This window comes from Thermobifida fusca NBRC 14071 = JCM 3263, assembly GCF_001592045.1.
Lineage (GTDB): Bacteria > Actinomycetota > Actinomycetes > Streptosporangiales > Streptosporangiaceae > Thermobifida > Thermobifida fusca.
In genome coordinates this window covers 34,702-60,478 of record NZ_BCWB01000010.1, presented here as the reverse complement: position 1 = coordinate 60,478, position 25,777 = coordinate 34,702, and the positions used below count along the sequence as shown (strand labels likewise).

Genomic DNA, 25,777 nt, shown 5'->3' with positions numbered 1-25,777 from the left:
CTGGCCGGGCACACCCTGCTGGACCTGCCTGCACACCGGTTCTCTGCGCTCTACGACGCCCTCGACGGACTCGTCGCCGCCCTGCCGGCCCCGGAAGAACCCGCTCCTCTACCGACCCCGCCTGGTCACGAGTAGGCCACGGACCTTGTAGGCTTACTCCGCTCGATGAAATCTCTCCTCCGAGAGGTTTCCCGACACCGTCCGCGGGATACAACACGGCACGCTGCACCTGTCCCACAGGTCCCGCGGACCTCTGCCGGACCGACCCTTTCCAGGGCCCGCGGACTACCGCAGCACCGCCCAGGATGCGGTCCGCAGCCCGGAACCCTCGGGCTGTTCCACAACTGAATCCGCTGGTGGCACTGCCTCTCCCACCCTTCGGGCCCGACAGCACGCCCGGAGCGTCGAGCATCGCCGCATGACCCGGGAAAGCAGTACGCCGCCACGCAAACGCAGCAGGGCCAACGTCGTCCCTCTGCGCTTTCCGTTACACGAAGCACAGAGCAGAAGACGACAGGAGGGCCAATGGCTGCAGGCCACAACAGGCGTCCCACCGGTCAATCCCGCCCCCGCGCCACAGCTGAAGGGCTCTACGACAGCTCCTACGAACACGACTCCTGCGGTGTGGGTTTCGTCGCCGACCTGACGGGACGCCGCAGCCACGCCATTGTTGACCAGGCACTCACCGTCCTCCGTAACCTCGACCACCGCGGCGCTTCAGGAGCCGACCCCGACGACGGCGACGGGGTGGGCATCCTCACCCACATCCCCCACGAGCTCTACCGCGACGTCTGCGGTTTCCCGCTCCCCGACGCTGGGGCCTACGCCGCAGGAATCGCGTTCCTCCCCACCGACGAAGCCGCCCGCGCCGCCGCGGTCGCCACCATCAACCGCATCGCCGCAGAAGAACACCTCACCGTGCTCGGCTGGCGCGACCTGCCCGTCGACCCGCGGCACTGCGGACCGGTGGCCCGCGAAACCATGCCGTTCTTCGCGCAAGTGTTCCTCGCCGGCCGTCCCGGGACCCCCACCGAAGGGCTCACCGGGATCGACCTGGAACGCTACGCCTACTGCGTGCGCAAGCGCGCCGAACACGAAGCCGGCGTCTACTTCGCCAGCCTTTCGCCGCGCACCATCACCTACAAGGGCATGCTGACCACACCCCAGCTCAAGCCCTTCTTCCCTGACCTCGCCGACCCGCGGTACACGTCGGGGCTGGCGCTGGTGCACTCGCGGTTCTCCACCAACACCTTCCCGTCGTGGCCCTTGGCGCACCCTTTCCGCTACATCGCCCACAACGGGGAGATCAACACGGTCAAAGGCAACCGCAACTGGATGCGGGCCCGCGAAGCAACCCTCGCCAGCGACCTCATCCCCGGCGACCTCTCCCGGCTCTTCCCCATCGTCGACCCCGACGAGTCCGACACCGCGTCCTTCGACGCCGCTCTTGAACTGCTGCACTTGGGCGGACGGTCCCTGCCGCACGCGGTGCTCATGATGATCCCCGAGCCGTGGGAAAACCACACCGAAATGGACCCGGCGGTGCGGGCCTTCTACGAGTTCCACGCCATGCTCATGGAGCCGTGGGACGGACCGGCCTCGGTCACCTTCACGGACGGCACGGTCATCGGCGCGGTCCTGGACCGCAACGGCTTGCGCCCCGGCCGCTACTGGGTCACCGACGACGGGCTTGTCGTCATGGCCAGCGAAGTCGGAGTCCTCGACATCGACCCGGCGCGCATCGTCCGCAAAGGCCGGCTGCAGCCCGGGCGGATCTTCGTCGTCGACACCGCGCGCGGCCGCATCCTCGACGACGCGGAAGTCAAAGCGGAACTCGCCGCCGAACACCCCTACGCCGAGTGGCTCGCCGACAACGTGGTGCGCCTCGCCGACCTGCCCGCAGTCCCAGCGGAGCCCGTCGACGACCTCGTCCACCACCAGCGGGTCTTCGGCTACACCGAAGAAGAGCTGCGCCTGCTGCTCACGCCCATGGCCCGCACCGGCGCCGAAGCCGTCGGCTCCATGGGCACCGACACCCCGGTGGCGGTACTGTCCCACCGGCCCCGCCAGCTCTTCGACTACTTCACCCAGAACTTCGCCCAGGTCACGAACCCGCCGCTGGACGCGATCCGCGAAGAACTGGTCACCAGCCTCCGCACGGTGCTGGGCTCAGAGGAGAACGTGCTCTCCCCGGACCCCGAAGACTGCCGCCGGATCGTGCTGGACACCCCCGTCCTCCAGGAAGCCGAGCTCGCCGCCCTCCTGCGCGCCGGCAGCGTGGACGGCGACCCTGCTTTCCGCGCCCACATCGTCCGCGGCGTCTACCCCGCCTCCGGCGGTGGTAAAGCCCTGACCGCGCGCCTCGACGAGATCTGCGCGGAAGTGTCCCAGGCCATCGCGGACGGTGCGCACCTCATCGTGCTCAGCGACCGCGGCGCCGACGCCGACCACGCGCCTATCCCGTCACTGCTGCTCACCGGCACCGTCCACCACCATCTCGTGCGGGAGAAGACCCGCACCGAGGTCGGCCTCATCGTGGAATCCGGCGACGCCCGCGAATGCCACCACATCGCCCTGCTGCTGGGCTACGGCGCCTCCGCTGTCGTCCCCTACCTGGCTCTGGCCACGGTCCGCGACCTTGCCCGCAGCGGCGTCATCCCCGGCATCGACCCGGACACGGCCGCCCGCAACACGGTCAAAGCCTTCGGCAAAGGCCTGCTGAAGATCATGTCCAAGATGGGCGTGTCCACGGTCAGCTCCTACACGGGCGCGCAGATCTTCGAAGCCCTCGGCCTCGGCCAAGAGGTCATCGACCGGGCGTTCGCCGGCACGACGTCGCGGCTCGGCGGCATCGGCTTCGACGTGCTCGCGGAAGAAGTGCGCCGCCGCCACGCCGCCGCCTACGCGCCCAACCCTGCCGCGCACCGCCGGCTCCCAGTCGGCGGCGAATACCAGTGGCGCCGGGAAGGCGAACCGCACCTGTTCAACCCGGAGACCGTCGCGAAACTCCAGCACGCCACCCGGACCGGGAGCTACGACCTGTTCAAGGAGTACACCGCCAAAGTCGACCAGCAGGCCGAAACGCTCATGACCCTGCGCGGCCTGTTCACCCTCCGCGAAGGCGTGCGCTCGCCCGTGCCGCTCGACGAAGTCGAACCGGTCGAGTCGATCGTCGCACGCTTCTCCACCGGGGCCATGTCCTACGGCTCCATCTCCGCGGAAGCCCACGAAACCCTCGCCATCGCCATGAACCGGCTCGGCGGCAAATCCAACACCGGGGAAGGCGGCGAAGACCCGCGCCGCTTCACCCCGGACCCCAACGGGGACCTGCGGCGCAGCGCCATCAAACAGGTGGCGTCCGGCCGTTTCGGCGTCACCGCGCTCTACCTGACCAACGCCGACGACATCCAGATCAAGATGGCGCAGGGCGCTAAGCCGGGGGAGGGCGGCCAGCTGCCCGGCCACAAGGTCTACCCGTGGGTGGCGGAAACCCGGCACTCCACCCCCGGTGTCGGCCTGATCTCCCCGCCGCCGCACCACGACATCTACTCGATTGAGGACCTAGCCCAGCTCATTCACGACTTGAAGAACGCCAACCCGGCGGCGCGCATCCACGTCAAACTGGTCTCCGAAGCCGGGGTGGGCACGATCGCCGCGGGAGTGGCCAAAGCCCACGCGGACGTGGTCCTCATCTCCGGGCACGACGGCGGCACCGGGGCGTCCCCGCTCACCTCCATCAAGCACGCGGGCACCCCTTGGGAGCTCGGCCTCGCCGAAACCCAGCAGACCCTGCTGCGCAACGGGCTGCGCGACCGCATCGTCGTGCAGGTCGACGGCCAGCTCAAAACCGGTCGGGACGTGATCATCGCCGCCCTGCTGGGCGCGGAAGAGTTCGGGTTCGCCACCGCGCCGCTCGTCGTCTCCGGGTGCGTCATGATGCGGGTCTGCCACCTGGACACCTGCCCGGTAGGGGTGGCCACCCAAAACCCTGAACTGCGTAAACGCTTCAGCGGCAAGCCCGAGTATCTGGTGAACTTCTTCACGTTCATCGCCCAAGAGGTGCGCGAATACCTGGCCGCGCTCGGCTTCCGCAGCCTGGACGAGGCCATCGGGGCCGTGGAGCTCCTCGACGTGCGCGACGCTGTCGACCACTGGAAAGCGTCCGGGCTCGACCTGTCCCCGATCCTGCACCGGGTGGAGCCGCAGCCGCACGACCACCGCCGCCAGGTCCGCGCGCAAGACCACGGCCTGGACCGGGCCCTGGACCGCACCCTCATCCAACTGTCGGCGGGCGCACTGGAATACGGCACCCCGCTCACCCTCGACCTGCCGATCCGCAACGTCAACCGGACTGTCGGCACCATGCTCGGCCACGAGGTCACCAAACGCTACGGCGCCAAAGGTCTGCCCGACAACACCATCGACATCACCTTCACCGGCTCCGCCGGCCAGTCGTTCGGCGCGTTCCTCCCCCGTGGGATCACGCTGCGCCTTGTCGGCGACGCCAACGACTACGTCGGCAAAGGCCTGTCCGGGGGACGGATCATCGTCCGCCCCGCGGACACCGCCCCGTTCGCCGCTGAAGAGAACATCATCGCCGGCAACGTCATCGCCTACGGCGCCACCTCCGGGGAACTGTTCCTCCGCGGCATCGTCGGAGAACGGTTCTGCGTCCGCAACTCGGGGGCGCTCGCCGTGGTCGAAGGGGTCGGCGACCACGGATGCGAGTACATGACCGGGGGCCGCGCCGTCATCCTCGGACCTACCGGACGCAACTTCGCGGCCGGCATGTCCGGCGGCATCGCCTACGTCCTCGACCTGGACGAGCGGCGTGTCAACACCGAGATGGTGGACATCGACCCGCTCGACGACGCCGACCGCGCCTTCCTGAAAGAGGTGCTCACCCGCCACCACGCCGAGACCGGCTCCCCGGTGGCGCAGCGCCTGCTTGCCGACTTCGCCACCGCGGTCACCCGCTTCGCCAAGATCATGCCGCGCGACTACAAGCGCGTCCTGGCTGCCGTAGCCGAAGCCGAACGTGACGGACGTGACGCGGCCGAAGCCATCATGGCCGCCGCCCAGTCCTGACATCTCAACACCCGCGAAAGGAGGGACGACAACCCATGGCCGACCCCAAAGGCTTCCTCAAGATCACCGAACGGGAGCTGCCCTCCCACCGGCCCGTGCCCGTTCGGATCCAGGACTGGCGCGAAGTCTACGAGGACTTCGACCGCGCGGCCCTCATCAGGCAGGCCTCCCGCTGCATGGACTGCGGCATCCCGTTCTGCCACAACGGCTGCCCGCTCGGCAACCTCATCCCCGAGTGGAACGACCTGGTCTACCGGCACGACTGGCGGGACGCCATCGAACGGCTGCACGCCACCAACAACTTCCCTGAATTCACCGGCCGCCTGTGCCCGGCCCCGTGTGAGTCCGCGTGCGTGCTGGGCATCAACCAGCCCGCCGTGACCATCAAGAACGTCGAAGTGTCGATCATCGACCGGGCCTGGGAAGAAGGCTGGGTCCGCCCGCAGCCTCCCGCCCAGCACACCGGGAAGAAGGTCGCCGTCGTCGGCTCCGGCCCCGCAGGGCTCGCCGCCGCCCAGCAGCTCACCCGGGCCGGGCACACCGTCACCGTCTACGAGCGGGCCGACCGGATCGGCGGACTGCTGCGCTACGGCATCCCCGAATTCAAACTGGAAAAACGGCATCTGGAGCGGCGGCTCGCCCAGATGCGCGCCGAAGGCACCGAGTTCCGCACCGGCGTCAACGTCGGCGTGGACCTCACCGCCGACCAGCTGCGCGCCGACCACGACGCCGTCATCCTCGCCGGAGGCGCCACCGTGTGGCGGGACCTGCCCATCCCGGGCCGCCACCTCGCCGGCGTCCACCAGGCCATGGAATACCTGCCGCTTGCCAACCGGGTCCAGGAAGGCGACTTCGCTACTCCGCCCATCACCGCGGAAGGCAAGCACGTCGTCGTCATCGGCGGCGGCGACACCGGCGCCGACTGTGTCGGCACCGCCCACCGCCAAGGGGCGCGCTCCGTCACCCAACTGGAGATCATGCCGAAGCCGCCGACCACGCGGCCCCCGCACCAGCCGTGGCCGACCATGCCCCTGCTCTACAAGGTCACCAGTGCGCACGAGGAGGGAGGCGAACGTCTCTACTCGGTCAACACCCTGGAGTTCCTCGACGACGGAACAGGCGCGGTGCGTGGCCTCAAAGTCGTCGACGTCACCCGCACCGCGGAGGGGTTCGCACCGGTGCCCGGCACGGAACGCGAAATCCCCGCCCAGCTCGTCGTCCTCGCCCTGGGCTTCCTCGGCCCGCAGCGGGAAGGGCTCCTGGAGCAGCTCGGCGTGGCGCTCGACGAACGCGGCAACGTGCAGCGCGGACCCGACTACGCCACCAGCGTGCCAGGAGTGTTCTGCGCGGGAGACATGGGCCGCGGGCAGTCCCTCATCGTGTGGGCGATCGCGGAAGGGCGCAGCGCTGCCGCCGCCGTCGACGCCTACCTGTGCGGGGAAACGGCCCTGCCCACCGCGATCCCTCCGACCGCGCGGCCGTTGACGCTCTGAACCGCCCTCGTGGCCCCTGGCCTCAGGCGCTGCGGCGCCCCCGCCAGGGGCCACGGGCCCCGGTCAAGGCTCCTGCGGGAAACCTGGCGCTTCAGGGTAGCGGCGGCAGCGTGCGCTACCCGCTGATCGCCGATACGGTCATGGCCGTCCACTTCGCGTTCCTGGCCTACCTCGTCTGCGGGGGGTTCCTCGCGTGGCGGTGGCCCCGCATGTTCTGGCCGCACCTTGCAGCCGCCGCCTACGGGCTCGGCACCGTGGTCGTGGGCTGGCCGTGCCCGCTCACCCGACTGGAGAACTGGGCCCGCAGCAAAGCCGGACAGCAAGGCCTCGACCCGGGAGGGTTCATCTCCCACTACCTCACCGGTGTCCTCTACCCGGCTGACCGCCTGCCCCACGTCCAAGCCGCCGTGGGCGTCATCGTCGTCCTGTCGTGGGCCGGGGCCCTGTGGACGGTCCGCCGCCGCAGCCCTACAGCCCTGCGCCTGCCGCACCGGTGAAGACCCTGATGGCTGGCGACGCGTCTGCCCGGTACCGTCCGGGTATGGGGTATCTGCTCGTGGCCGAAGCCGCTATGGCGGTCCACTTCCTGTTCATTGCCTACGTCGTCTGCGGGGGGTTCCTCGCGTGGCGGTGGCCCCGCATGTTCTGGCCGCACCTTGCAGCCGCCGCCTACGGGCTGGGGGTCACCGTCATCGGCTGGCTGTGCCCGCTCACCTGGTTGGAGCACTGGGGGCGTGTCAACGCGGGACAGCACGGACTCGACGCGGAAGGGTTCATCTCCCACTACCTCACCGGCGTCATCTACCCCGCGGAATACCTGCGGGAAATCCAGCTCGCCGCGGCCGCGGTCGTCGCACTCTCCTGGGTCGGCGCCGCCTACAGTGCCCGCCGCCGTGCCCGCCGCGCACACGTCCACGCCACCCCACGCCTGCCCGAAAAATCCGATTTCCCGGAGGTTTGAAGTCGCGTTTCGGCGGCACGTGCCCACCATGGACACCACAACACGAGACATGCTCCACGCCGCCGAACACTTCATCGCCCGCAACGCCCGGCTCCTGGACCGCTACCGGTACGCCCACCACTTCCAAAGCGAACCGGCCCGCACCGTCCGGGCAGTCCTCAACACCTACCGCAACGTCGACGGCGGGTACGGCAACGCGCTCCACCCGGAACTGCGCGGCCACGGCAGCCAACCGATCGTCACCGCCCGAGCCCTGCGCATCCTCGACGAACTCGGCTACCTGCCCGCCAGCCTCGTCGACGCCGCCTGCCGCTACCTGCGCAGCGTCACCCAGCCGGACGGGGGAGTCCCACCTGTCCTGCCGAACGTCCGCTACACCGAATCCGCCCCCTGGTGGCGGGAGCACGACGACTTCGCCAGCGCTCTCAACCCCACCGCGGCCATCGCGGGCCTACTGCACAAGCACCGCGCCACCAGCGAGTGGCGGGACCGCGCCACCGCCTTCTCCTGGCAGCGCATCTCGGCCCTGAACTGGACCGACGCTGAGGAAGCCGAAGCGGTCTGCCTCTTCCTCCAACACGCGCCCGACCAGGAGCGAGCCCGCGCCGAATTCGCCCGCCTCGCCCCCGTGCTCCGCGCCACCGTAGCCCTCGACCCTGCCGCGCACGGCCGTGCCCACACCCCGCTGGACCTGGCGCGCCGCCCCGACGACTGGGCCCGCACCCTCTTCTCCGACGCGGAGATCAACGCCCACCTCGACGCGCTGGCTGCCGCGCAGGAAGAGGACGGCGGGTGGCGGTACCGGGACACCTGGTCTCCCGGGCCCGACATGGAACAGCGCGGCGCCTACACCGTGGACTGCCTGCTCACCCTGCGTGCCTACGGGCGCCTGTCGCGCCCCGCATCGGGCAGCGTGCCCCGCCCCACTCCACCGGCGCGCGCATGAACCCTCCCGCTCTGGGCAGAGGACCCCCGACCCTGTCCGCACACCAAGGGGGGAACGACTGCCATGGCCCGCACCGCACTCGACGGAGTCGACGTCGCTGTCCTCATTGCTCCGGAAGGCGCCGAACAGGTGGAGCTCACCGTCCCCTGGGACGCGATCCGTGACGCCGGGGGCCGCCCCCGACTGATCTCCACCACCGGCGGCCGTGTCCAAGCCTTCGACCACCTCGACCGGGCCGACACGTTTACCGTGGACACCACCGTCCACCAGGTCACTGCCCACGACTTCGACGCGCTCCTGCTCCCCGGAGGAGTAGCCAACCCCGACTACCTGCGCACCCATGAGCGCGCGGTCGCGTTCGTCCGTGAGTTTTTCGACACAGGGCGGCCGGTCGCCGCGATCTGCCACGCCCCGTGGATCCTCATCGAAGCCGGAGTGGTCCGCGGCCGCACTCTCACGTCGTATCCCAGCCTGCGCACGGATCTCGTCAACGCCGGGGCCACGTGGGTGGATCGAGAGGTCGTCGTCTCCACTGAAGGCCCCAGTACGCTCATCACCAGCCGCAACCCCAAAGACCTTCCGGCGTTCACCAAAGCCATCGTCGAGGAGTTCGCGGTGAAGACAACAGCGTGACGCTCACTCGCAACTTGGTTTAGACCAATTGCCAACAGAAAAGCTCTAAAGTGTTACACGTGACACGTCGAGCAAAGATTGTCGCGACCCTTGGACCGGCTACCTCGAGTCCTGAAGTCCTCCGCAAGCTCGTCGACGCCGGCCTGGACGTAGCGCGACTCAACCTCAGCCACGGTACCCACGACGACCACCAAACCATGTATCGCAACGTCCGCGCCGCAGCGGAGGCCAGCGGACGTAATGTCGGTATTCTCGCCGACCTGCAAGGGCCGAAGATCCGTCTCGGGACGTTCGTCGACGGATCCGTGACCCTCAGCCCCGGTGACGAGTTCACCATCACCATCGACGATGTACCCGGGGACCGCCACCGGGTCTCCACCACATATAAAGGACTCCCTGGTGATGTCCGTCCTGGCGACCGCGTCCTCATCGACGACGGTCGCGTTGTTTTGGAATGCGTCAAAAGCACCAGCACGGATGTCCACACCCGCGTCATCGTCGGCGGCCCGGTATCCAACCACAAAGGGCTCAACCTGCCCGGGGTGTCGGTTGCGGTCCCCGCGCTGACCGAAAAAGACGAACGGGACCTGCGCTGGGCCCTGGAGCAGGGCGTCGACATGGTGGCGCTCTCTTTTGTGCGCAGCCCCGCCGACGCGGAAGACGTCCACCGGGTCATGGACGAGATGGGCGTGCACGTCCCCCTCATCGCCAAGATCGAAAAACCTCAGGCGGTGGAGCGGCTTCAGGACATCATCGAGGCTTTCGACGGCGTCATGGTCGCCCGCGGCGACCTCGGTGTCGAACTCCCCCTCGAAAATGTGCCCATGGTGCAGAAACGCGCCATTGAACGGTGCCGGGACAAAGCCAAACCGGTCATCGTCGCCACGCAGATGCTCGAATCCATGATCCACAACCCGCGCCCCACGCGGGCTGAGGCTTCTGACGTGGCTAACGCCGTCCTCGACGGCGCGGACGCAGTCATGCTCTCCGGCGAGACCAGCGTCGGAAAGTACCCCGTGGAGACCGTGCAGACCATGGCGCGGATCATCGCCGCCGCCGAACAGGAGTCCCTGCGCGCCTCCCACATCCTCCACCGGGTCCCGGAGACCGTGGGCGGGTCGATCGCCCGAGCCGCTGCCGAAGTCGGAGCCACCGTGGGCGCCAAGGCCCTTGTCGCCTTCACCAGCAGCGGGGAGACTGCACGCCGGCTCGCCCGCTACCGTTCCCCCATTCCGCTGCTGGCGTTCACCACCGAGCCTGCCACCCGCGCCCAGCTCTCCCTCACCTGGGGTGTGGAAACCCACCTCGTGCCGTGGGTGGACAACACCGACGACATGGTCCGCCAGGTCGAGAACGAACTCCTGGACATGGACTACCAGAAGGGCGACAAAGTCGTCATCGTCGCGGGAAGCCCGCCTGGCACCCGAGGGTCGACCAACATGTTGCGCGTGCACCGTATGGGTGACGCCATCTCAAACTGATGATGACCCGTTCCTACCGTGGCCGTTCCCCGGCGGGGTGACCACGCCGCACCCCGCCCGGGGAATCCGGCACATCCCACCGAGGGGAAGCCCGCTACGGGCGAGTCTCGTTCCGTTCCCCCGCCACAATCCGGTCGAGCGGCATGTCCCACGGCAGCAGCCGCCACGGGCTCGCAGGATCAGTGGTCAACAAGCCCAACGCGTCCCACATCCGCTCCGCACCCGCGGCAGCAGCACCGTCCTGGTCGAGCAGCCAGCCCGCGTGGAACGCCGCGGACAACTGGCTCCACCCCCCGAACCGCGGCTGCAAGTCCGCGGCCACCCGGCGGAGCAGTCCTTGAGTCTCCACAGGGCTGAGCCAGTTCAACGTGGCGCCCCCGCAAATCAACGGGACCAGGTAGACGGCCCGCCACCACTGGTAGGCGCCCACCACCACCGTGTCAGCGGACTCTTGGGCCCCCGTCACGGTGCGCAGCCGCGCGACTTGCTCGGGGGTGAGCACCACCGTCCGATCGGGGGCAGAACGGTCCGCGCAGCGGCTGCGCGCGATCCCGGAACGCAAATCCACGAGCAGGTCGGTATCCGGCGCGGTGTGCAGCTCACGCCACAGGCGTTCGATCTCGGCGAGCAGCCCGGCCCGGTCGGTGATGCCCCGCTCCCGGGCGAACGTGCGCCGGTACCGGCCCCGCAACTGGGGGCGGACGATCACGTCCCACGGTTCTGCCACCGCCACCCGGAAGGGGGCGGCCACCGCGGCAACCCACCGCTCCGTGCTCAGCGGAGCGTCCGGGTCCTTGGTGCGCAGCATGGGGGCTTCCTTCGTCTCCACGACCAATCCCGCGAACGTCCCCGCGATCAGGGCCGCCGTGGAGAGCAGCGACCACCCGGGAAACCCGGCGACGAGCAGCACCACGGTGAGGAGCGCGAGGGGGGCCATCAGCCACGGCAGACGGTGAGTGGACGCCCAGGACACCACGGCCCACGCACCGATCGCCAGTGCGCCCACGATCCCGGCCACCGCGGTGAACACCTGTCACCCCTTTCCTCGCCGTCCGTGGCAGGACGAAGCAAAACCGACTCTTCCAGGATCGAGTACCGAGAGCAGCGACGGAAACCAAAGCGGCATGTTGTACTCAGGTTGTGGCCGGGATGTGATCCGCTATGGCCCTAAGCAGCCAAGAAACTGCAGGTAGTAGAGCTATCCACGCCGATCGCCAGCAGGAAGTGGCGCAGCACACACCCGGATGGGCCCGTTACGGCAGGGTTTCTGGACGGCCGGTGCGCCCCGTTGCTTCGGAACCGCAACGGAGCCACCCCGTGCCGCGCACCATGCCGCCCGCCTCAGGCTCTGGGCAGCGTCCCCCACCACAGACGGGTCGCGGGCGGGCCAGTCCTGCTCCGTCCCCGGCCGGAGGCAGGAAGGGGGCAGCCCCGGCACGGGAGAGTCGGACACGAGCCTCGAAATATTCCCGGAAAAGTGAGCGAGGCCACGGCGGGACAGGTGCGGCCCCGGTCAGCCAAGAACGGCCGGAAAACCAAACGAAAAAGCCACCTGGTTTCAGGTGGCTTCCCCGCAGATCCGGAGCGGGATGACATCTCTGGTGCCGAAGGCGGGACTCGAACCCGCACGCCCTTACGGGCAGACGATTTTGAGTCGTCAATGTCTACCAATTCCATCACTTCGGCTTGCTGACCAGCCACATTCAATTATATGTCAGCACCTCGGAGGCGTCCTTGGCTTTTCCGATAAGCCAGCGCCTCCCAGGGATAGGCCGGCCACGGCGATGCGAACCATCTTAGCGGATCTCTGTACCCTCTTGTTTGTGACGCAGACGCAGAGCCGCGTGGTGATCGCGGAAGACGAGGCCCTGATCCGACTGGATCTCAAAGAGATGTTGGAGGAGGACGGCTACGAGGTCGTGGGAGAGGCCGGGGACGGGGAGACCGCGGTCCGCCTCGCCACCGAGCTGCGACCCGACCTCGTCATCCTCGACATCAAGATGCCCGTTCTGGACGGCCTGTCCGCCGCCGAGCGGATCGCCGCAGAACGCATCGCGCCCGTAGTCATCTTGACCGCGTTCTCCCAGCGTGACCTGGTAGAGCGCGCCCGGGACGCCGGAGCAATGGCCTATCTGGTCAAACCCTTCACCAAGAGTGACCTGGTGCCCGCCATCGAGATGGCGGTCAGCCGGTACGCGGAGATCACCGCACTGGAAGCCGAGGTCACCGGACTCACCGAACGTCTCGAAACCCGCAAGATCGTCGAGCGTGCCAAAGGGCTGCTGCAGAAGAAGTACGGTCTCAGCGAACCCGAGGCGTTCCGGTGGATCCAGAAGAACTCCATGGACCGCAGGCTCACCATGCGCAAGGTGGCTGAGACGGTAGTGGAGACCCTCAGTGACCAGTAGCCAGCCCCCGCCCCGGTGCACCCCCCGTAAAGTTCCCGGCCGCCCACCCTCGGTGGACGGCCTTTCTTCTGCCTTGACCAGCTAAGACAGGTCAACTGCAGAAGTGTTCCGATTGCGTCACGGTTGCACACGAAGTCATGACGTTTGGGTCACGTGGCTTAAGCGACCCTGAATGAAATGGCTAAATCGGGCTAAACTCGCGCCACCGAAGCAGCTAAGTATCCGGCCCGTGGGTCAAGCCCCAGGGCCTTTTCAAGATGCGCAAGGGAGCGCGCACGTGCGCAGACGCCTCGTGACTGTCCTCCTCGCCGTAGTCACCGCCATCCTGGTGACACCGGCTGTGGCGGTGGCAGACACTCAGGGCGGTGAGACGCTCAACGGTCAAATCCGCAAACCCGAGACCGTGGCAGGGATCGACATCACGGTCTTCCAGGGGGACGAGGAGATCGGGACAGCGACCACCGACTCTGAGGGGAGATGGGAAGTAGCGTTGCCCGGACCGGGCAACTACCGTGTCGTATTGGACGAGGAGTCCGTTCCCGATGAGTTCGTCGTTGCAGACCAACCCGGAGCCGAACACGCCGACGTCAACGTCCGGCCGGGACAGCAACGCACGGTGATCTTCGTCCTCGCCTACGCCGACGAAGCGAGCACCGAACCGTCCCCGAGCCAGAGCAGCGACGACGCTGACGACGGGGCAGGGGCCGCAGCCAGCGATACGGAGGATGGCCTTGCCGCACCGGGTGTCTCCTCCAATGCTTCTTTCGGCACCAAGGCCATCCAGCTCACTGTTGCCGGACTGCTCTACGGGCTCATCATCGCTATCTCAGCGGTCGGCCTCTCCCTCATCTTCGGGACGACCAAGCTGACGAACTTCGCCCACGGCGACATGGTGACCTTCGGCGCCCTCATGGCCCTCCTGGTCAGCGGGATGACGCTGTTCGCCGGACTCCACACCGCGGTCACGAACCTGCTGGCCGACGTGTGGCTCCTCGGACCGGTGCTGGGCTTCGTCACCCGTCCCATGGTGCTGGGCACGGTGGTGGCGGTCCTCTTGGGCGCGGCCCTCGGCGCATTCCTCGAGCGGTTCATCTGGCGGCCGCTGCGCAAACGCAATGTGGCGCTCATCCAGATGTTCATCGTCTCCATCGGCCTGGCAATGGTGCTGCGGCACGTCCTGATGGTGGCGTTCGGCAGCAACCGCATGTCCTACCCGGACTTCCAGCTCCAGGCGATGCTGCGGCTAGGGCCGATCGCGATCACCCCTCGAGACCTGGTCCTCATGATCCTCTCCGTGCTGGTGCTCGTCGGGGTCGCCGCCCTGCTGCAGTTCACCCGAGTGGGGAAAGCGATGCGGGCGGTCTCCGACAACCGGGACCTCGCCGAATCCTCCGGCATCAACGTGGACCGGGTGACGCTGTATGTGTGGACCCTGGGCGGAGCCCTGACCGCGCTCGGCGGCGTCTTCTACGGCCTCAACCAGATCGTCCACTGGCAGATGGGCTTCCACCTGCTGCTCTTGATGTTCGCCGCGGTCATCCTGGGCGGTTTGGGCACCGCCTACGGAGCGATGGTCGGCGGACTCATCATCGGCCTGGTGGCGCAGTTGTCCACGCTCTGGTTCCCCTCGCAGCTCATGAACGCGTGGGCGCTGGGACTCATGATCATCATGCTGCTGGTTCGGCCGCAGGGCATCCTGGGCCGGCGTGAGCGAGTCGGCTAGGAGAGGGACGGATGGATATTCTGCAGGTCCTTGCCGACGCCACGCGGTCGGCGATCGGCCCGGTGGCTGCCGTTTACGCACTCGCCGCCATCGGTTTGAACATGCACTTCGGCTACACCGGCCTGCTCAACTTCGGGCAAGTGGGCTTCATGCTCGTGGGCGGCTACGGTGTCGCGGTCAGCGTCAGCACCTTCGGGCTCCCCCTGGGAGTGGGCTTCCTCATCGGCATCGCCTCCGCCGTGGCCCTCGCCCTGGTGCTCGGCCTACCGACCCTGCGGCTGCGCGCCGACTACCTGGCGATCACGACAATCGCGGTAGCCGAGGTGGCGCGGCTCATCTACCGGGCCGAGTTCCTCCGCGACATCACCGGCGGTGTCTACGGCCTCCAGAGCTTCTCCACCGCCTTCTACCAGTGGAACCCCTTCCCCTCCGGCACCTACGGTTTCGGGTGGCTGAGCTTCAGCGCCCGCGACCTGTGGGTGATGACGGTGACGTGGGGCCTGGTGCTCGTCGGCAGCGCGGTCATGTGGCTGCTGATCCACAGCCCGTGGGGGCGGGTCATCAAAGGCATCCGCGAAGACGAAGACGCGGTCCGCAGCCTCGGCAAGAACGTCTTCGTCTACAAGATGCAGAGCCTGATCATCGGCGGCGTCTTCGGCGCCCTGGCCGGCGCCATGCTCGTGGTCAACCAGCAGACCATCACCCCCGACCAGTTCATGCCGCAAGTGACGTTCTACCTGTGGGCGATCCTCCTGCTGGGCGGTGCCGGGCGCACCCTCGGCCCGGTGCTGGGATCGGTCGTCATGTGGTTCCTGCTGTCCGTGACCGACAGCGTGCTGCGCCAGCTCATCGCCACCGACGTGATCACCTTCATCGCCAGTTCCGAGATCGGCGGCGTGCGGCACGCCCTGGTGGGTGTGGCGCTGCTGGTGCTGATCATCTTCCGGCCGCAGGGGCTCATCGGCAACCGCAAGGAGATGCTGATCAATGTCAAGTGACGTGAACGGAGCCACGGTCGACCGGATGGCCGGAGTGGACCCGCTACCGGGGGTTGCCAAACCCGACCCGATCCTCGTCGTCGACGGGGTACGGCGCAGCTTCGGCGGTCTGACCGCGGTCGACGTGGAGCACCTCGAGGTGCAGCGCGGCACGATCACGGCGTTGATCGGCCCCAACGGAGCAGGAAAGTCCACGCTGTTCAACCTCTTGACGGGGTTCGACCGAGTAGACAGCGGCACGTGGACGTTCCAAGGCAAGCAGCTCAACGGGCTGGGGGGACACCGGATCGCCCGCGAGGGCATGGTCCGCACCTTCCAGTTGACCAAGGCGCTGACCCGGCTGACCGTCATGGAGAACATGCTGCTGGCAGCGCCAGGCCAGACAGGGGAGCGGATCCTCGGCTCCTTCCTGCGCCCCCAGTGGCGGAAGCAGGAGGAGGCCAACCGGGCCCGGGCCGAGCAGTTGCTGGAACGGTTCAAACTGCTGGCCAAGAAGGACGAGATGGCGGGCAGCCTCTCCGGCGGGCAGCGCAAACTGCTGGAGATGGCTCGCGCGCTCATGGTGAACCCGACGATGATCATGCTGGACGAGCCCATGGCAGGGGTCAACCCTGCCCTGGTGCAGTCGCTGCTGGAGCACATCACCGCCCTGCGCGACGAGGGCATGACAGTGCTCTTCGTCGAGCATGACATGGACGTCATCATGGGGATCAGCGACTGGATCGTCGTGCTGTCGGAGGGGAAGGTCATCGCTGAGGGACGGCCCTCTGACATCCGCGCTGACCAGCGAGTGATCGACGCCTACCTGGGTTCTGGGTACGAGGAATCCGGTCGCGAGCCGCAGACCGACACCGGAGAAAGCCATGAGTGAGCAGGAGAAGACCGGTCCCGGCGCGCTGCCGGACGAGGCGTCTGTGGAAGCCCAGCAGCAGGCGCGCGAGGAGATCCTCAAGCACGCCGCGGCGGAGGAGATCGGCGACGACAGCGACTACCTGCTGGTGGCGCGCGACCTGGTCGCGGGATACGTGCCCGGGGTGAACATCCTCAACGGATGCACGCTGACCCTGTCCGAAGGCGAGATCGTGGCGATCATCGGCCCTAACGGGGCAGGCAAGTCCACGCTGATCAAAACGGTCTTCGGGCTGATCCCGGTGCGCAGCGGCAGCCTGTCGCTGCGCGGGGAGAGCATCGTCGCACTGCCCGCGCACGAGCTGGTGAAGCGCGGAGTGGGCTATGTCCCGCAGACGAACAACGTGTTCCCCTCCCTGACTATCGAGGAGAACCTGCAGATGGGGGCCTACCTGCGCCCCAAGCAGTTCGCTGAGCGGTTTGCGGCGGTCGCCGAACTGTTCCCGCTGCTGGCCAAGCGGCGCAAGGCCAAGGCCGGGTCGCTGTCCGGCGGTGAGCGCCAGATGGTGGCGATGGGACGGGCGCTGATGATGAACCCGTCCGTGCTGCTGCTGGACGAGCCGACGGCAGGCCTGTCCCCCCTCTACCAGGAGGAGGTCTTCCAGCGGGTCAAGCAGATCAACGCCACCGGGGTCTCCGTGCTCATGGTGGAGCAGAACGCGCGGCGCTGCCTGCAGATCAGCGACCGAGGCTACGTGCTGGACCAGGGGCGGAACGCCTACACCGGCACCGGCCAGGAACTGCTGAACGACCCGAACGTGATCGAGCTGTACCTGGGGACGCTGGCGAAAGCCTGACCCTGCCCGTCGCAAAGGGGGTTCTGGACCAAGTCCAGAACCCCCTTCCTTATACGGGTAGCAAGTCCTGCCCCGGAGGCGCGCAAAGAGCGGGGGCCGGAACCTGGTGGTTCCGGCCCCCGCGGCGCGAGGAGGGCTGCTAGTTGCCGCCGCTTTCCACGTAGTCGAGGATCTCGTACTCGCCCTTGTCGTTGAAGCCGTAGATCATGAAGGAGGCAGCGGTGACGTTACCGTTGTCGTCGAAGTCCAGCGGACCGCTGATGCCGTCGTAGTCGATGTCAGCACCCTCGGCCAGCAGGTCGCGGCACTCGACGAACGAGGTGCACTTCTCACCGTCGCGGGTCACGTTGACCATCTCGGACACGAAGTCCTTCGGGTCGGTGCTTCCGGCAGCTTCCGCGGCAAGCGCGATGGTGATGGCGCAGTCGTAGACCTGCGCGGCGAACTGGTAGTCCTGCAGGTCCGGGTTGAACTCGGCGAGAGCCTGCTCGAACTCGGGAGCGTTCACGCCGGGAGCGGTGCCCGTGAACCCGGCGAGCACCGAGGGGTCGTCCGCGTTGACTCTCGAGCTGAGGTCACTGGAGTTCATGCCGTCGGCGCTGTACATCTGGTCGGCCTTGAGACCGGCTTCCAGCAGGCCGGAGATGGCCTGGATGCCTTCCTCGAAGGAGGCGAGGAAGACCGCTTCGGGCTTGGAATTGACGACAGCGTTGACCGCAGCGTCGAAGTTGGTGGCGTTGGGGTCGTAGCTCTCCTTGGCGGTGACCTCCGCGCCGCTGGCCTCCAAAGCTTCGCTCACCGAGTTCGCCAGGCCTTCACCGTAGTCGTCGGCCCGGTAGATGATGGCGACGCTCTGGTGGCCGTCGGCGAGGATGGTCTCGGCGAGCACCGGGCCCTGCATCAGGTCGCTGGGCGCGGTACGGAAGTAGTAGCCGCCGTCGGGGTAGTCGGTGAGGTCAGGAGCGGTGTTGGAGCCGGAGCACTGCACCACCTCCGCACCGGTAATGGAGTCGATGACCGCCTTGGTCATACCGGAAGCGGCAGCACCCAGGATGGCGTCCACCCCCTGGTCGAGGAGGCGGTTAGCGGTCTCGTTGGCCTGGGCCGCGTCGCCGGCTTCGTCACCACCGATGAGCTTGGGGAGCTCGGTGCCCAGCACACCGCCGGCGTCGTTGATCTCCTGGATCGCGTACTCGGCTGCGCTGATCTGCGGCGGTCCGAGGAAAGCCAGGTCGCCGCTCTCGGGGAAGATGTAGCCGAACTGCAGGCCGTCCCCGTCGCCTCCGCTTCCGCCGTTGTCGTCGTTACCGCCAGCGCCGCATGCGGTGAGTCCCAAGGCCAGCGCCGCGACCGCGGCAGTGAAGCCCAGTGCCTTTGTGTGAGGCATCCATCTCTCCATTCGACCCGCGTTGCTCGCGTGTGAATCTCCACGTCTGCCCGGCCGCCATGTTCCGACGGACTTAACGGTGGGCGTTAGCGGAGCTTAATGCCGGAATCTGCGGTTCAGGAAGATGGTGGGAAATGTCGCAGCCGAGTCGGGTTCATGCTGTTACTCACCTGTAGCCGAAGATTTGGGGAGTATATGCAGCTTCTACAGAGAGTTATCGGACGAGGGGATTCCCAGCTCCGCGACGGGAAGATTCGGCGCACAAAAACTCCGGGAAAACGGAAGCGGAAATAGGTTTTCCCGCGCGTCAACCGGACCGGTTCCGAGAGCGGAAACGCGGCCCGCCCTTGGACGGTCCGGTGCGCATCGCCTCCGGCAAACCCGGTCAGAAAGCGGCGACGAGTGCGGTGAGGAGAGGCGCGACGAACAAGGCGGGCAGCAGGTCGGCGACGGGCAGATCGCGGATGCGCAGCAGCCGCAAGGCCACCCCGACCAGCAGCAGCCCACCGGTCGCGGTGAGCGCGGCGATGTGGGCGTCCGGCAGGACACTGCCCAGCGCGACCCCCAGCAGGGTGAACGCGCCCTGGTAGACGAGGACCGGCAGAGCAGAGGCGAGGACCCCTGCCCCCAGGGCCGCAGCAAAAGCGATCGAGGCGAAGCCGTCCAGCGCGGCTTTGAGCGCGAGCTGGTCGATGCCGTTGCCCAAGCCGTCGCTGAGCGCGCCGAGGATGGCAAGCGGGCCGACAAGGAAGACCAGGGACGAGCTGACGAATCCTTCGACAAAACGTTCACTGGCGGAGGGACCGGCCGGAGAGTCCAGGCTCGGAGCCGTGGCAACCGCGGACATACGCCGGGTCAGCGTGGCGCGCACCAGAGTGCCGAGCCGTTCGAGCCGCTGCTCGATCCGCAGCAGAGATCCAATGATCCCGCCAATGAGGAGAGACCCCAGCACGATCAGCGTGGGCGCAGCACCGCCGACCGCCGCGCGCAGCTCAGGGGAGAGCACCTCGGCGGCGTTGAGCGCGGCGATAAGGAGCACCACCAGGCCGAGCGCATCGGTGACGACGGTCCGCGTGCGGTCGGGGAGACGACCGCCCAGGGCGAGGCCGAGACCGGAGCCCGTGACGATCGCGATGATGTTGATGAGGGTGCCCAGGCCGGGCATTCCAGCCTCCGAACGTCGTTGCGGGGATGGGGGAGGGCCTCAGCGGCCCGGCGCGTCGCGCAGCATACAGGTCAGCCGGGACGTGCACACCCGCCGCCCCTGGTCGTCGGTGATCTCGATGTCCCAGGTCGCCAGAGTGCGTCCAGTGTGGACGGGCACCGCCACTCCCGTGACCCAGCCCGAGGTGACACTGCGGTGGTGGGTCGCGTTGATTTCGATACCCACCGCGATGCGGTCCGGCGCGGCCAGAAGCGCCGACCCGATAGACCCCAAGGATTCCGCCAGCACACAGGAGGCCCCGCCGTGCAGCAGACCGTAGGGCTGGGTGTTGCCTTCGACCGGGATCCGGCCGACCACGCGCTCGGTGGAGGCTTCCAGTAGTTCCATGCCCATCCGCTCGGCCAAGCCGCCCAGGTTGGGGTTGTGCCCGAGAAGTTCAGCCAGCTTCTCGCCATCCACAGCCATTACTGCTCCCTCACGGTGAACGGGAAGGTCAAGGCGGGACCGCCGCGGGAACCGCGCAAATGTCTTCTGCGCATCCTAGGATTCGTCGTGTGGTGAACACACAGGCGACCCCCGAGCAGACCCGTCCCGCCGAGACCGGTGAAGGAGGTGGGCGCCCCCGGCTGCTCCTCGTGGACGGCCACTCCATGGCCTTCCGCGCGTTCTACGCGCTCCCGGCAGAAAAATTCGTCAACAGCGCAGGCCAGGCCACCAATGCCATCTACGGCTTCACGTCGATGCTGGTCAAGCTGCTCCGCGAAGAGCAGCCCACGCACATCGCCGTGGCCTGGGACCGCTCCGAGCCCACGTTCCGGCATGAGGAGTACGCCGAGTACAAGGCGGGCCGCTCCGAAACCCCGCCGGAGTTCCCCAGCCAGGTGGGCCTGCTCCAAGAACTGCTTGGGCTGATCGGGGTCACCAGCCTGTCCGTCCCGGGATACGAGGCTGACGACATCATCGCCACGCTCACCACGCGGGGTCTCGCCGAAGGCATGGACGTGCTCATCGCCTCCGGGGACCGCGACACCTTCCAGCTGGTCGGCGAGCACTGCACGGTGCTCTACCCGGGCAGGAGCCTGTCCGACCTGATCCGCATGACCCCGGAGGCGGTCGAAGCCAAGTACGCGGTGCCGCCGGAACGCTACTGCGACCTGGCGGCCCTGGTGGGGGAGAAGTCCGACAACCTGCCCGGAGTGCCGGGGGTGGGGCCCAAGACCGCGGCCAAGTGGCTGGCCAAGTACGGGTCGCTCGACGCGCTCGTCGCCCACGCCCACGAGATCGGCGGCAAGGCTGGGCAGAACCTCCGCGACCACCTCGACGACGTCCTGCGCAACCAGCGGCTCAACCGGCTCGCCACCGATGTGGAGCTCGGCGTCGACGTCACCGGGATGACGCTGGGCCACTGGAACCGCGACGGCGTCAACCTGCTCTTCGACAACCTGGAGTTCGCCTCAACCCTCCGCGACCGCCTGTTCGCCGTGCTGAGCGAGCAGGCGGGCGACGACAGCGCCGAACCCGTCCAAGACGAAGGGTTCTCCGTCGAACTGGTCGACCCGGCACCCGGCACCTTGGGCGACTGGCTCGCCGCGGAGATCGCCGCCGGGGCCCGCACTGGGGTGGCCCTGGAGTGGAGCGGGGAGCGGGGCGGTGACATCATCCGCCTGGCGCTTGCCGTCCCCTCGGGCCGCGCGGTCTGCCTCGATCCGACCCAACTGGACCCCGCGGACGAGGCCGCGCTCACCGCATGGCTGGCCGACCCCGCCTATCCCAAGGTGCTGCATGGCGTCAAATGGGCACTGCGCGCCCTGTGGGCCCGCGGCTGGACCCTGGACGGGGTCGAATCCGACACCGCAATCGCCGCCTACCTGCTGGAACCCGGGCGACGCAACTTCGAGCTCGCCACCCTGTGCCTCCGCTACCTAGGCCGGGAACTGACAGAGCACAACGCCGAAGGCGCTCAGCTCACCCTGGACCTCGAAGGGACCGGCGACGACCAGGACACGGCCCGCCGCGAACTGGCGCTCCGAGCCCTGGCCACGGTGGAGCTGGCCTTGGCCTTGGACGCCGAGCTCACCCGGCGTGAAGGACTCGACCTGCTCCACAACCTGGAACTCCCCCTGGCCGAGGTGCTGGCCCGCATGGAGGATGCGGGGATCGCCGCCGACCTCACCTACCTGCGGGACTTGGAAGCCGAGTTCGCCGCCGCAGTCCGCCAGGCAGTCGACGAAGCGCACCGCCTGGTGGGCCGCGAGTTCAACCTCGGATCGCCCAAACAGTTGCAGCAGATCCTCTTCGACGAGCTGGGGCTGCCCAAGACGAAGCGGATCAAAACCGGCTACACCACTGACGCGGACGCGCTGGCGTGGCTGGCCGCGCAGACCGACAACGAGCTCCCCGTCATCCTGCTGCGCCACCGCGACCAGACCAAGCTGCGGACCACGGTGGAAGGGCTGATCAAGACGATCGCCGAGGACGGGCGTATCCACACCACCTTCCACCAGACGGTGACCGCCACGGGACGGCTCAGCTCAGCCGAGCCCAACCTGCAGAACATCCCGGTGCGCACCGACGCCGGTCGGCGCATCCGCCGCGCCTTCGTGGTCGGTGAAGGCTACGAGCAGTTGCTCACCGCCGACTACAGCCAGATCGAACTGCGCATCATGGCCCACCTGTCGGAGGACGAGGCGCTGATCGAAGCGTTCCACAGCGGCTTCGACTTCCACGCGCAGATCGCTTCGCGGGTCTTCCGGATCCCGGTGGACCAGGTCGACGGGGAGGCACGCGCCCGGATCAAGGCCATGAACTACGGCCTGGCCTACGGGCTGAGCGACTATGGGCTGGCCCAGCAGCTGGGTATTTCGCCGAAAGAAGCCCGGGTCCTCATGGAGGAGTACTTCTCCCACTTTGGGAAGGTCCGCGACTACCTCGAAGCCGTGGTGGTCCGGGCACGGCGCGAAGGTTACACCGCGACGATCCTGGGCCGCCGCCGCTACCTGCCCGACCTCAACAGCGACAACCGGCAGCGGCGGGAGATGGCTGAGCGGATGGCGCTCAACGCGCCCATCCAAGGGTCGGCCGCGGACATCATCAAGCTGGCGATGCTGCGCGTGGACCGGGCGCTGCGCGAGAACGGGCTCGCCTCGCGGATGCTGCTGCAAGTCCACGACGAACTTGTGCTGGAGGTCGCCCCCGGCGAGCTGGACACCGTGCGGGAGCTCGTGGTGGAGCACATGTCTCAGGCGCAGCAGTTGCGGGTTCCGCTTGCCGTGTCGGTGGGGGTGGGCCCCAACTGGCATGACGCAGCTCACTGAGCCGGTCGGTCACGTGGTCGGCAGAATCCGGTGAATTTTCCGGAAGAAGCGCTGAGTGAGGATAAAATTACGACAAAGTGTGATCGGCGAAGGCTGCGGTGATGCGACGGAATCCACTCGGCGCCCCTCGCGTGGAGCTGCGCGACGACGAACTGGTGTGGCGTTTCTCTCGTTCCTCGGGTCCGGGTGGGCAGCACGCCAATACTGCGAGCACGCGGGTCTCGCTGTCCCTGGACGTCACCACCACCGCGGTGCTCACCGAGGAACAGCGGGAGCGCGTCCTGCGGCGCCTGGGCCCGCGGCTGGTTGACGGGGTGCTGACCGTTTCAGCACAAGATTTTCGCTCCCAGGCCCGCAACCGGGAAGTCGCCTGGGAGCGCCTGGCGGCGCTGCTCAGCGAGGCAGCTCGGCCTCCAGCGCGGAAAAGACGGCCTACCAAGCCGTCCCGGGCGGCCAAGGAGCGCCGGCTGCGGGAGAAGCGACACCGCTCCGCTCTCAAACGCCTCCGTTCGGGGCGCTACGAGGAGTAGCGTGCACTGAAGGGAATTTTTACCCACTGGAAACCTTCAAAGACGGAGCCTTGGCTTGTAGCATCCGTGGTGGACCCCGGTCAAGGTCCCTGAGAGGTGAGTCTGCTCCCTGCTCAGCCACTCGCACAGACGCAATAGGATTGATACCGGCGCTCCCCTGGTCTCGAATTGACCACGGGGCAGTCCTCCCATAGGCTGTGGGGAGCGTTGTGGATTCGCATGCACACACTCGATTCGGGGTTCGCCCGGGGTCGGGGAAGACCGACCGGTCGACGTGCGGATTAGAGGACGGCCACATCTTTGGTGTGGTGGACCTCCCATCCGGGCGTTTCCTGTCGGATCCGAATCAAATGTGTTCTCACAGCGTGTCCAAACTTCTATCCATGTCCGTACCGGAGTCCACCCACACATGACGAGCAGCACCGAGGCCACCTCGACACCGCAGGTAGCGGTCAACGACATCGGTTCCGAGGAAGCCTTCCTCGCCGCGATCGACGAGACCATCAAGTACTTCAACGACGGTGACATCGTCGAAGGCACCATCGTGAAGGTCGATCGAGACGAGGTCTTGCTCGACATCGGCTACAAGACCGAGGGTGTGATCCCCTCACGTGAACTCTCGATCAAGCACGACGTCGATCCACACGAGGTCGTCGCTGTCGGGGACCATGTCGAAGCTCTTGTTCTCCAGAAGGAGGACAAGGAAGGCCGCCTCATCCTGTCCAAGAAGCGCGCTCAGTACGAGCGGGCTTGGGGCACGATCGAAAAGATCAAGGAAGAGGACGGCGTCGTCACCGGCACCGTTATCGAGGTTGTCAAGGGCGGTCTCATCCTCGACATTGGCCTTCGCGGCTTCCTGCCCGCTTCCCTCGTCGAGATGCGTCGCGTGCGCGACCTGCAGCCCTACGTGGGCCGCGAGCTCGAAGCCAAGATCATCGAGCTTGACAAGAACCGCAACAACGTCGTCCTGTCGCGCCGTGCCTGGCTGGAACAGACCCAGTCCGAGGTCCGCCAGACCTTCCTCAACACCCTGCAGAAGGGCCAGATCCGTAAGGGTGTGGTCTCTTCGATCGTCAACTTCGGCGCGTTCGTCGACCTCGGCGGTGTTGATGGTCTGGTGCACGTGTCCGAACTGTCCTGGAAGCACATCGACCACCCGAGCGAAGTGGTCGAGGTCGGCCAGGAGGTCACGGTCGAGGTCCTCGATGTCGACATGGAGCGCGAGCGCGTCTCCCTGTCGCTGAAGGCCACCCAGGAAGACCCGTGGCAGCAGTTCGCCCGCACCCACCAGATCGGACAGATTGTTCCGGGCAAGGTCACCAAGCTGGTGCCGTTCGGCGCGTTCGTGCGGGTCGAAGAGGGTATCGAGGGTCTGGTGCACATCTCCGAGCTGGCCGAGCGCCACGTGGAGGTCCCCGAACAGGTTGTTCAGGTGGGCACCGAGATCTTCGTCAAGATCATCGACATCGACCTGGACCGGCGCCGCATCAGCCTGTCGCTGAAGCAGGCCAACGAGAGCATCTCGCCGGACCAGACCGAGTTCGACCCGACGATGTACGGCATGGTTGCCGAGTACGACGAACACGGCAACTACAAGTACCCGGAGGGCTTCGACCCGGAGACCGGCGAGTGGATGGAGGGCTACGAGGCCCAGCGCGACGAGTGGGAGCGCCAGTACGCTCTGGCTCAGGCCCGCTTCGAAGCGCACCGCAAGCAGGTCCAAGAAGCCCAGGCTGCCGAGGCCGCGGCTGCTCAGGAGCAGCAGGCCGACGACGACAGCGGTTCTGGTCAGGGCGGCGGAGAGCTCGCCTCCGACGAGGCCCTGGCCGCGCTGCGGGAGAAGCTCGCGGGCGGCGGCGAAAGCTGATCCGCTCCATAGGCTGACGGGGGTCGCCCACGATCGGGCGGCCCCCTTTTTCGTGTGCCGCGGGCCGTCCGTAGGAT

Annotated in this window: 19 protein-coding genes and 1 tRNA gene; 15 read left to right on the top strand and 5 right to left on the bottom strand. The window is 67.4% G+C overall.

The window, feature by feature from the left end:
• Positions 1–525 precede the first annotated feature (525 nt).
• The 7 genes from gltB (at position 526) to pyk (ending at position 10,602) form a co-directional block, all read left to right on the top strand.
• Entirely contained in the window at positions 526–5,088 is a 4,563-nt protein-coding gene (gene gltB, locus TF1_RS01770) for a glutamate synthase large subunit (protein WP_016188520.1), read from the top strand.
• A 35-nt stretch (positions 5,089–5,123) separates the two neighbouring features.
• Positions 5,124–6,581, top strand: a complete 1,458-nt coding sequence (locus TF1_RS01765; protein WP_011291621.1) for a glutamate synthase subunit beta — start codon at positions 5,124–5,126, stop codon at positions 6,579–6,581.
• Positions 6,582–6,691: 110 nt separating this feature from the next.
• Positions 6,692–7,078, top strand: a complete 387-nt coding sequence (locus TF1_RS01760) for a DUF2784 domain-containing protein (protein ID WP_061783569.1) — start codon at positions 6,692–6,694, stop codon at positions 7,076–7,078.
• A gap of 44 nt (positions 7,079–7,122) precedes the next feature.
• Positions 7,123–7,542, top strand: coding sequence for a DUF2784 domain-containing protein (locus TF1_RS01755; protein WP_181140041.1), 420 nt, complete (start codon positions 7,123–7,125; stop codon positions 7,540–7,542).
• A 28-nt stretch (positions 7,543–7,570) separates the two neighbouring features.
• Entirely contained in the window at positions 7,571–8,488 is a 918-nt protein-coding gene (locus tag TF1_RS01750; RefSeq protein ID WP_011291624.1) for a hypothetical protein, read from the top strand.
• A gap of 63 nt (positions 8,489–8,551) precedes the next feature.
• Positions 8,552–9,121, top strand: a complete 570-nt coding sequence (locus TF1_RS01745) for a type 1 glutamine amidotransferase domain-containing protein (RefSeq protein WP_016188523.1) — start codon at positions 8,552–8,554, stop codon at positions 9,119–9,121.
• Positions 9,122–9,180: 59 nt separating this feature from the next.
• Entirely contained in the window at positions 9,181–10,602 is a 1,422-nt protein-coding gene (gene pyk / locus TF1_RS01740; RefSeq protein WP_016188524.1) for a pyruvate kinase, read from the top strand.
• 94 nt (positions 10,603–10,696) lie between these two features.
• On the opposite strand, the gene TF1_RS01735 is transcribed toward pyk, so the two are convergent.
• Entirely contained in the window at positions 10,697–11,632 is a 936-nt protein-coding gene (locus tag TF1_RS01735) for a DUF1266 domain-containing protein (RefSeq protein ID WP_011291627.1), read from the bottom strand.
• Between the two features lie 569 nt (positions 11,633–12,201).
• A tRNA-Leu gene (locus TF1_RS01730) sits at positions 12,202–12,288 on the bottom strand.
• Positions 12,289–12,446: 158 nt separating this feature from the next.
• Here TF1_RS01730 and TF1_RS01725 point away from each other — a divergent pair.
• From TF1_RS01725 to TF1_RS01705, 5 genes are all read left to right on the top strand, one after another.
• Positions 12,447–13,010: an ANTAR domain-containing response regulator gene (locus TF1_RS01725; protein WP_016188525.1), complete on the top strand. Its 564-nt coding sequence runs from the start codon at positions 12,447–12,449 to the stop codon at positions 13,008–13,010.
• 277 nt (positions 13,011–13,287) lie between these two features.
• Positions 13,288–14,733, top strand: a complete 1,446-nt coding sequence (locus TF1_RS01720; protein ID WP_011291629.1) for a branched-chain amino acid ABC transporter permease — start codon at positions 13,288–13,290, stop codon at positions 14,731–14,733.
• An 11-nt stretch (positions 14,734–14,744) separates the two neighbouring features.
• Positions 14,745–15,731, top strand: a complete 987-nt coding sequence (locus tag TF1_RS01715) for a branched-chain amino acid ABC transporter permease (RefSeq protein ID WP_061783568.1) — start codon at positions 14,745–14,747, stop codon at positions 15,729–15,731.
• Positions 15,721–16,602, top strand: a complete 882-nt coding sequence (locus TF1_RS01710; RefSeq protein ID WP_174522675.1) for an ABC transporter ATP-binding protein — start codon at positions 15,721–15,723, stop codon at positions 16,600–16,602. Before TF1_RS01715 ends, TF1_RS01710 begins: the two co-directional genes overlap by 11 nt.
• Positions 16,595–17,437 (top strand): ABC transporter ATP-binding protein, encoded by an 843-nt coding sequence (locus TF1_RS01705; protein ID WP_011291632.1) that lies wholly within the window; start codon positions 16,595–16,597, stop codon positions 17,435–17,437. The genes TF1_RS01710 and TF1_RS01705 overlap by 8 nt, the downstream gene beginning before the upstream one ends.
• A 139-nt stretch (positions 17,438–17,576) precedes the next feature.
• Here TF1_RS01705 and TF1_RS01700 read toward each other — a convergent pair whose 3' ends face one another.
• The 3 genes from TF1_RS01700 to TF1_RS01690 all read right to left on the bottom strand — a co-directional run bounded on the left by TF1_RS01700 (position 17,577) and on the right by TF1_RS01690 (position 20,454).
• Positions 17,577–18,824: an ABC transporter substrate-binding protein gene (locus TF1_RS01700; protein ID WP_061783567.1), complete on the bottom strand. Its 1,248-nt coding sequence runs from the start codon at positions 18,822–18,824 to the stop codon at positions 17,577–17,579.
• Positions 18,825–19,209: 385 nt separating this feature from the next.
• Entirely contained in the window at positions 19,210–19,989 is a 780-nt protein-coding gene (locus TF1_RS01695) for a DUF554 domain-containing protein (RefSeq protein ID WP_061783566.1), read from the bottom strand.
• Positions 19,990–20,028: 39 nt separating this feature from the next.
• Positions 20,029–20,454, bottom strand: coding sequence for a PaaI family thioesterase (locus TF1_RS01690; RefSeq protein ID WP_011291635.1), 426 nt, complete (start codon positions 20,452–20,454; stop codon positions 20,029–20,031).
• A gap of 89 nt (positions 20,455–20,543) precedes the next feature.
• Here TF1_RS01690 and polA point away from each other — a divergent pair, with 89 nt between their 5' ends.
• From polA to rpsA, 3 genes are all read left to right on the top strand, one after another.
• Complete coding sequence (polA, locus tag TF1_RS01685) at positions 20,544–23,303, top strand: DNA polymerase I (protein WP_016188529.1); 2,760 nt, start codon at positions 20,544–20,546, stop codon at positions 23,301–23,303.
• Positions 23,304–23,404: 101 nt separating this feature from the next.
• The gene (arfB, locus tag TF1_RS01680; RefSeq protein WP_061783565.1) at positions 23,405–23,833 is read left to right on the top strand and encodes an alternative ribosome rescue aminoacyl-tRNA hydrolase ArfB; all 429 of its coding nucleotides are present in this window, start codon (positions 23,405–23,407) and stop codon (positions 23,831–23,833) included.
• A 409-nt stretch (positions 23,834–24,242) separates the two neighbouring features.
• On the top strand, positions 24,243–25,700 hold the full coding sequence (gene rpsA / locus TF1_RS01675) for a 30S ribosomal protein S1 (protein ID WP_011291638.1): 1,458 nt from the start codon (positions 24,243–24,245) through the stop codon (positions 25,698–25,700).
• Positions 25,701–25,777 lie beyond the last annotated feature (77 nt).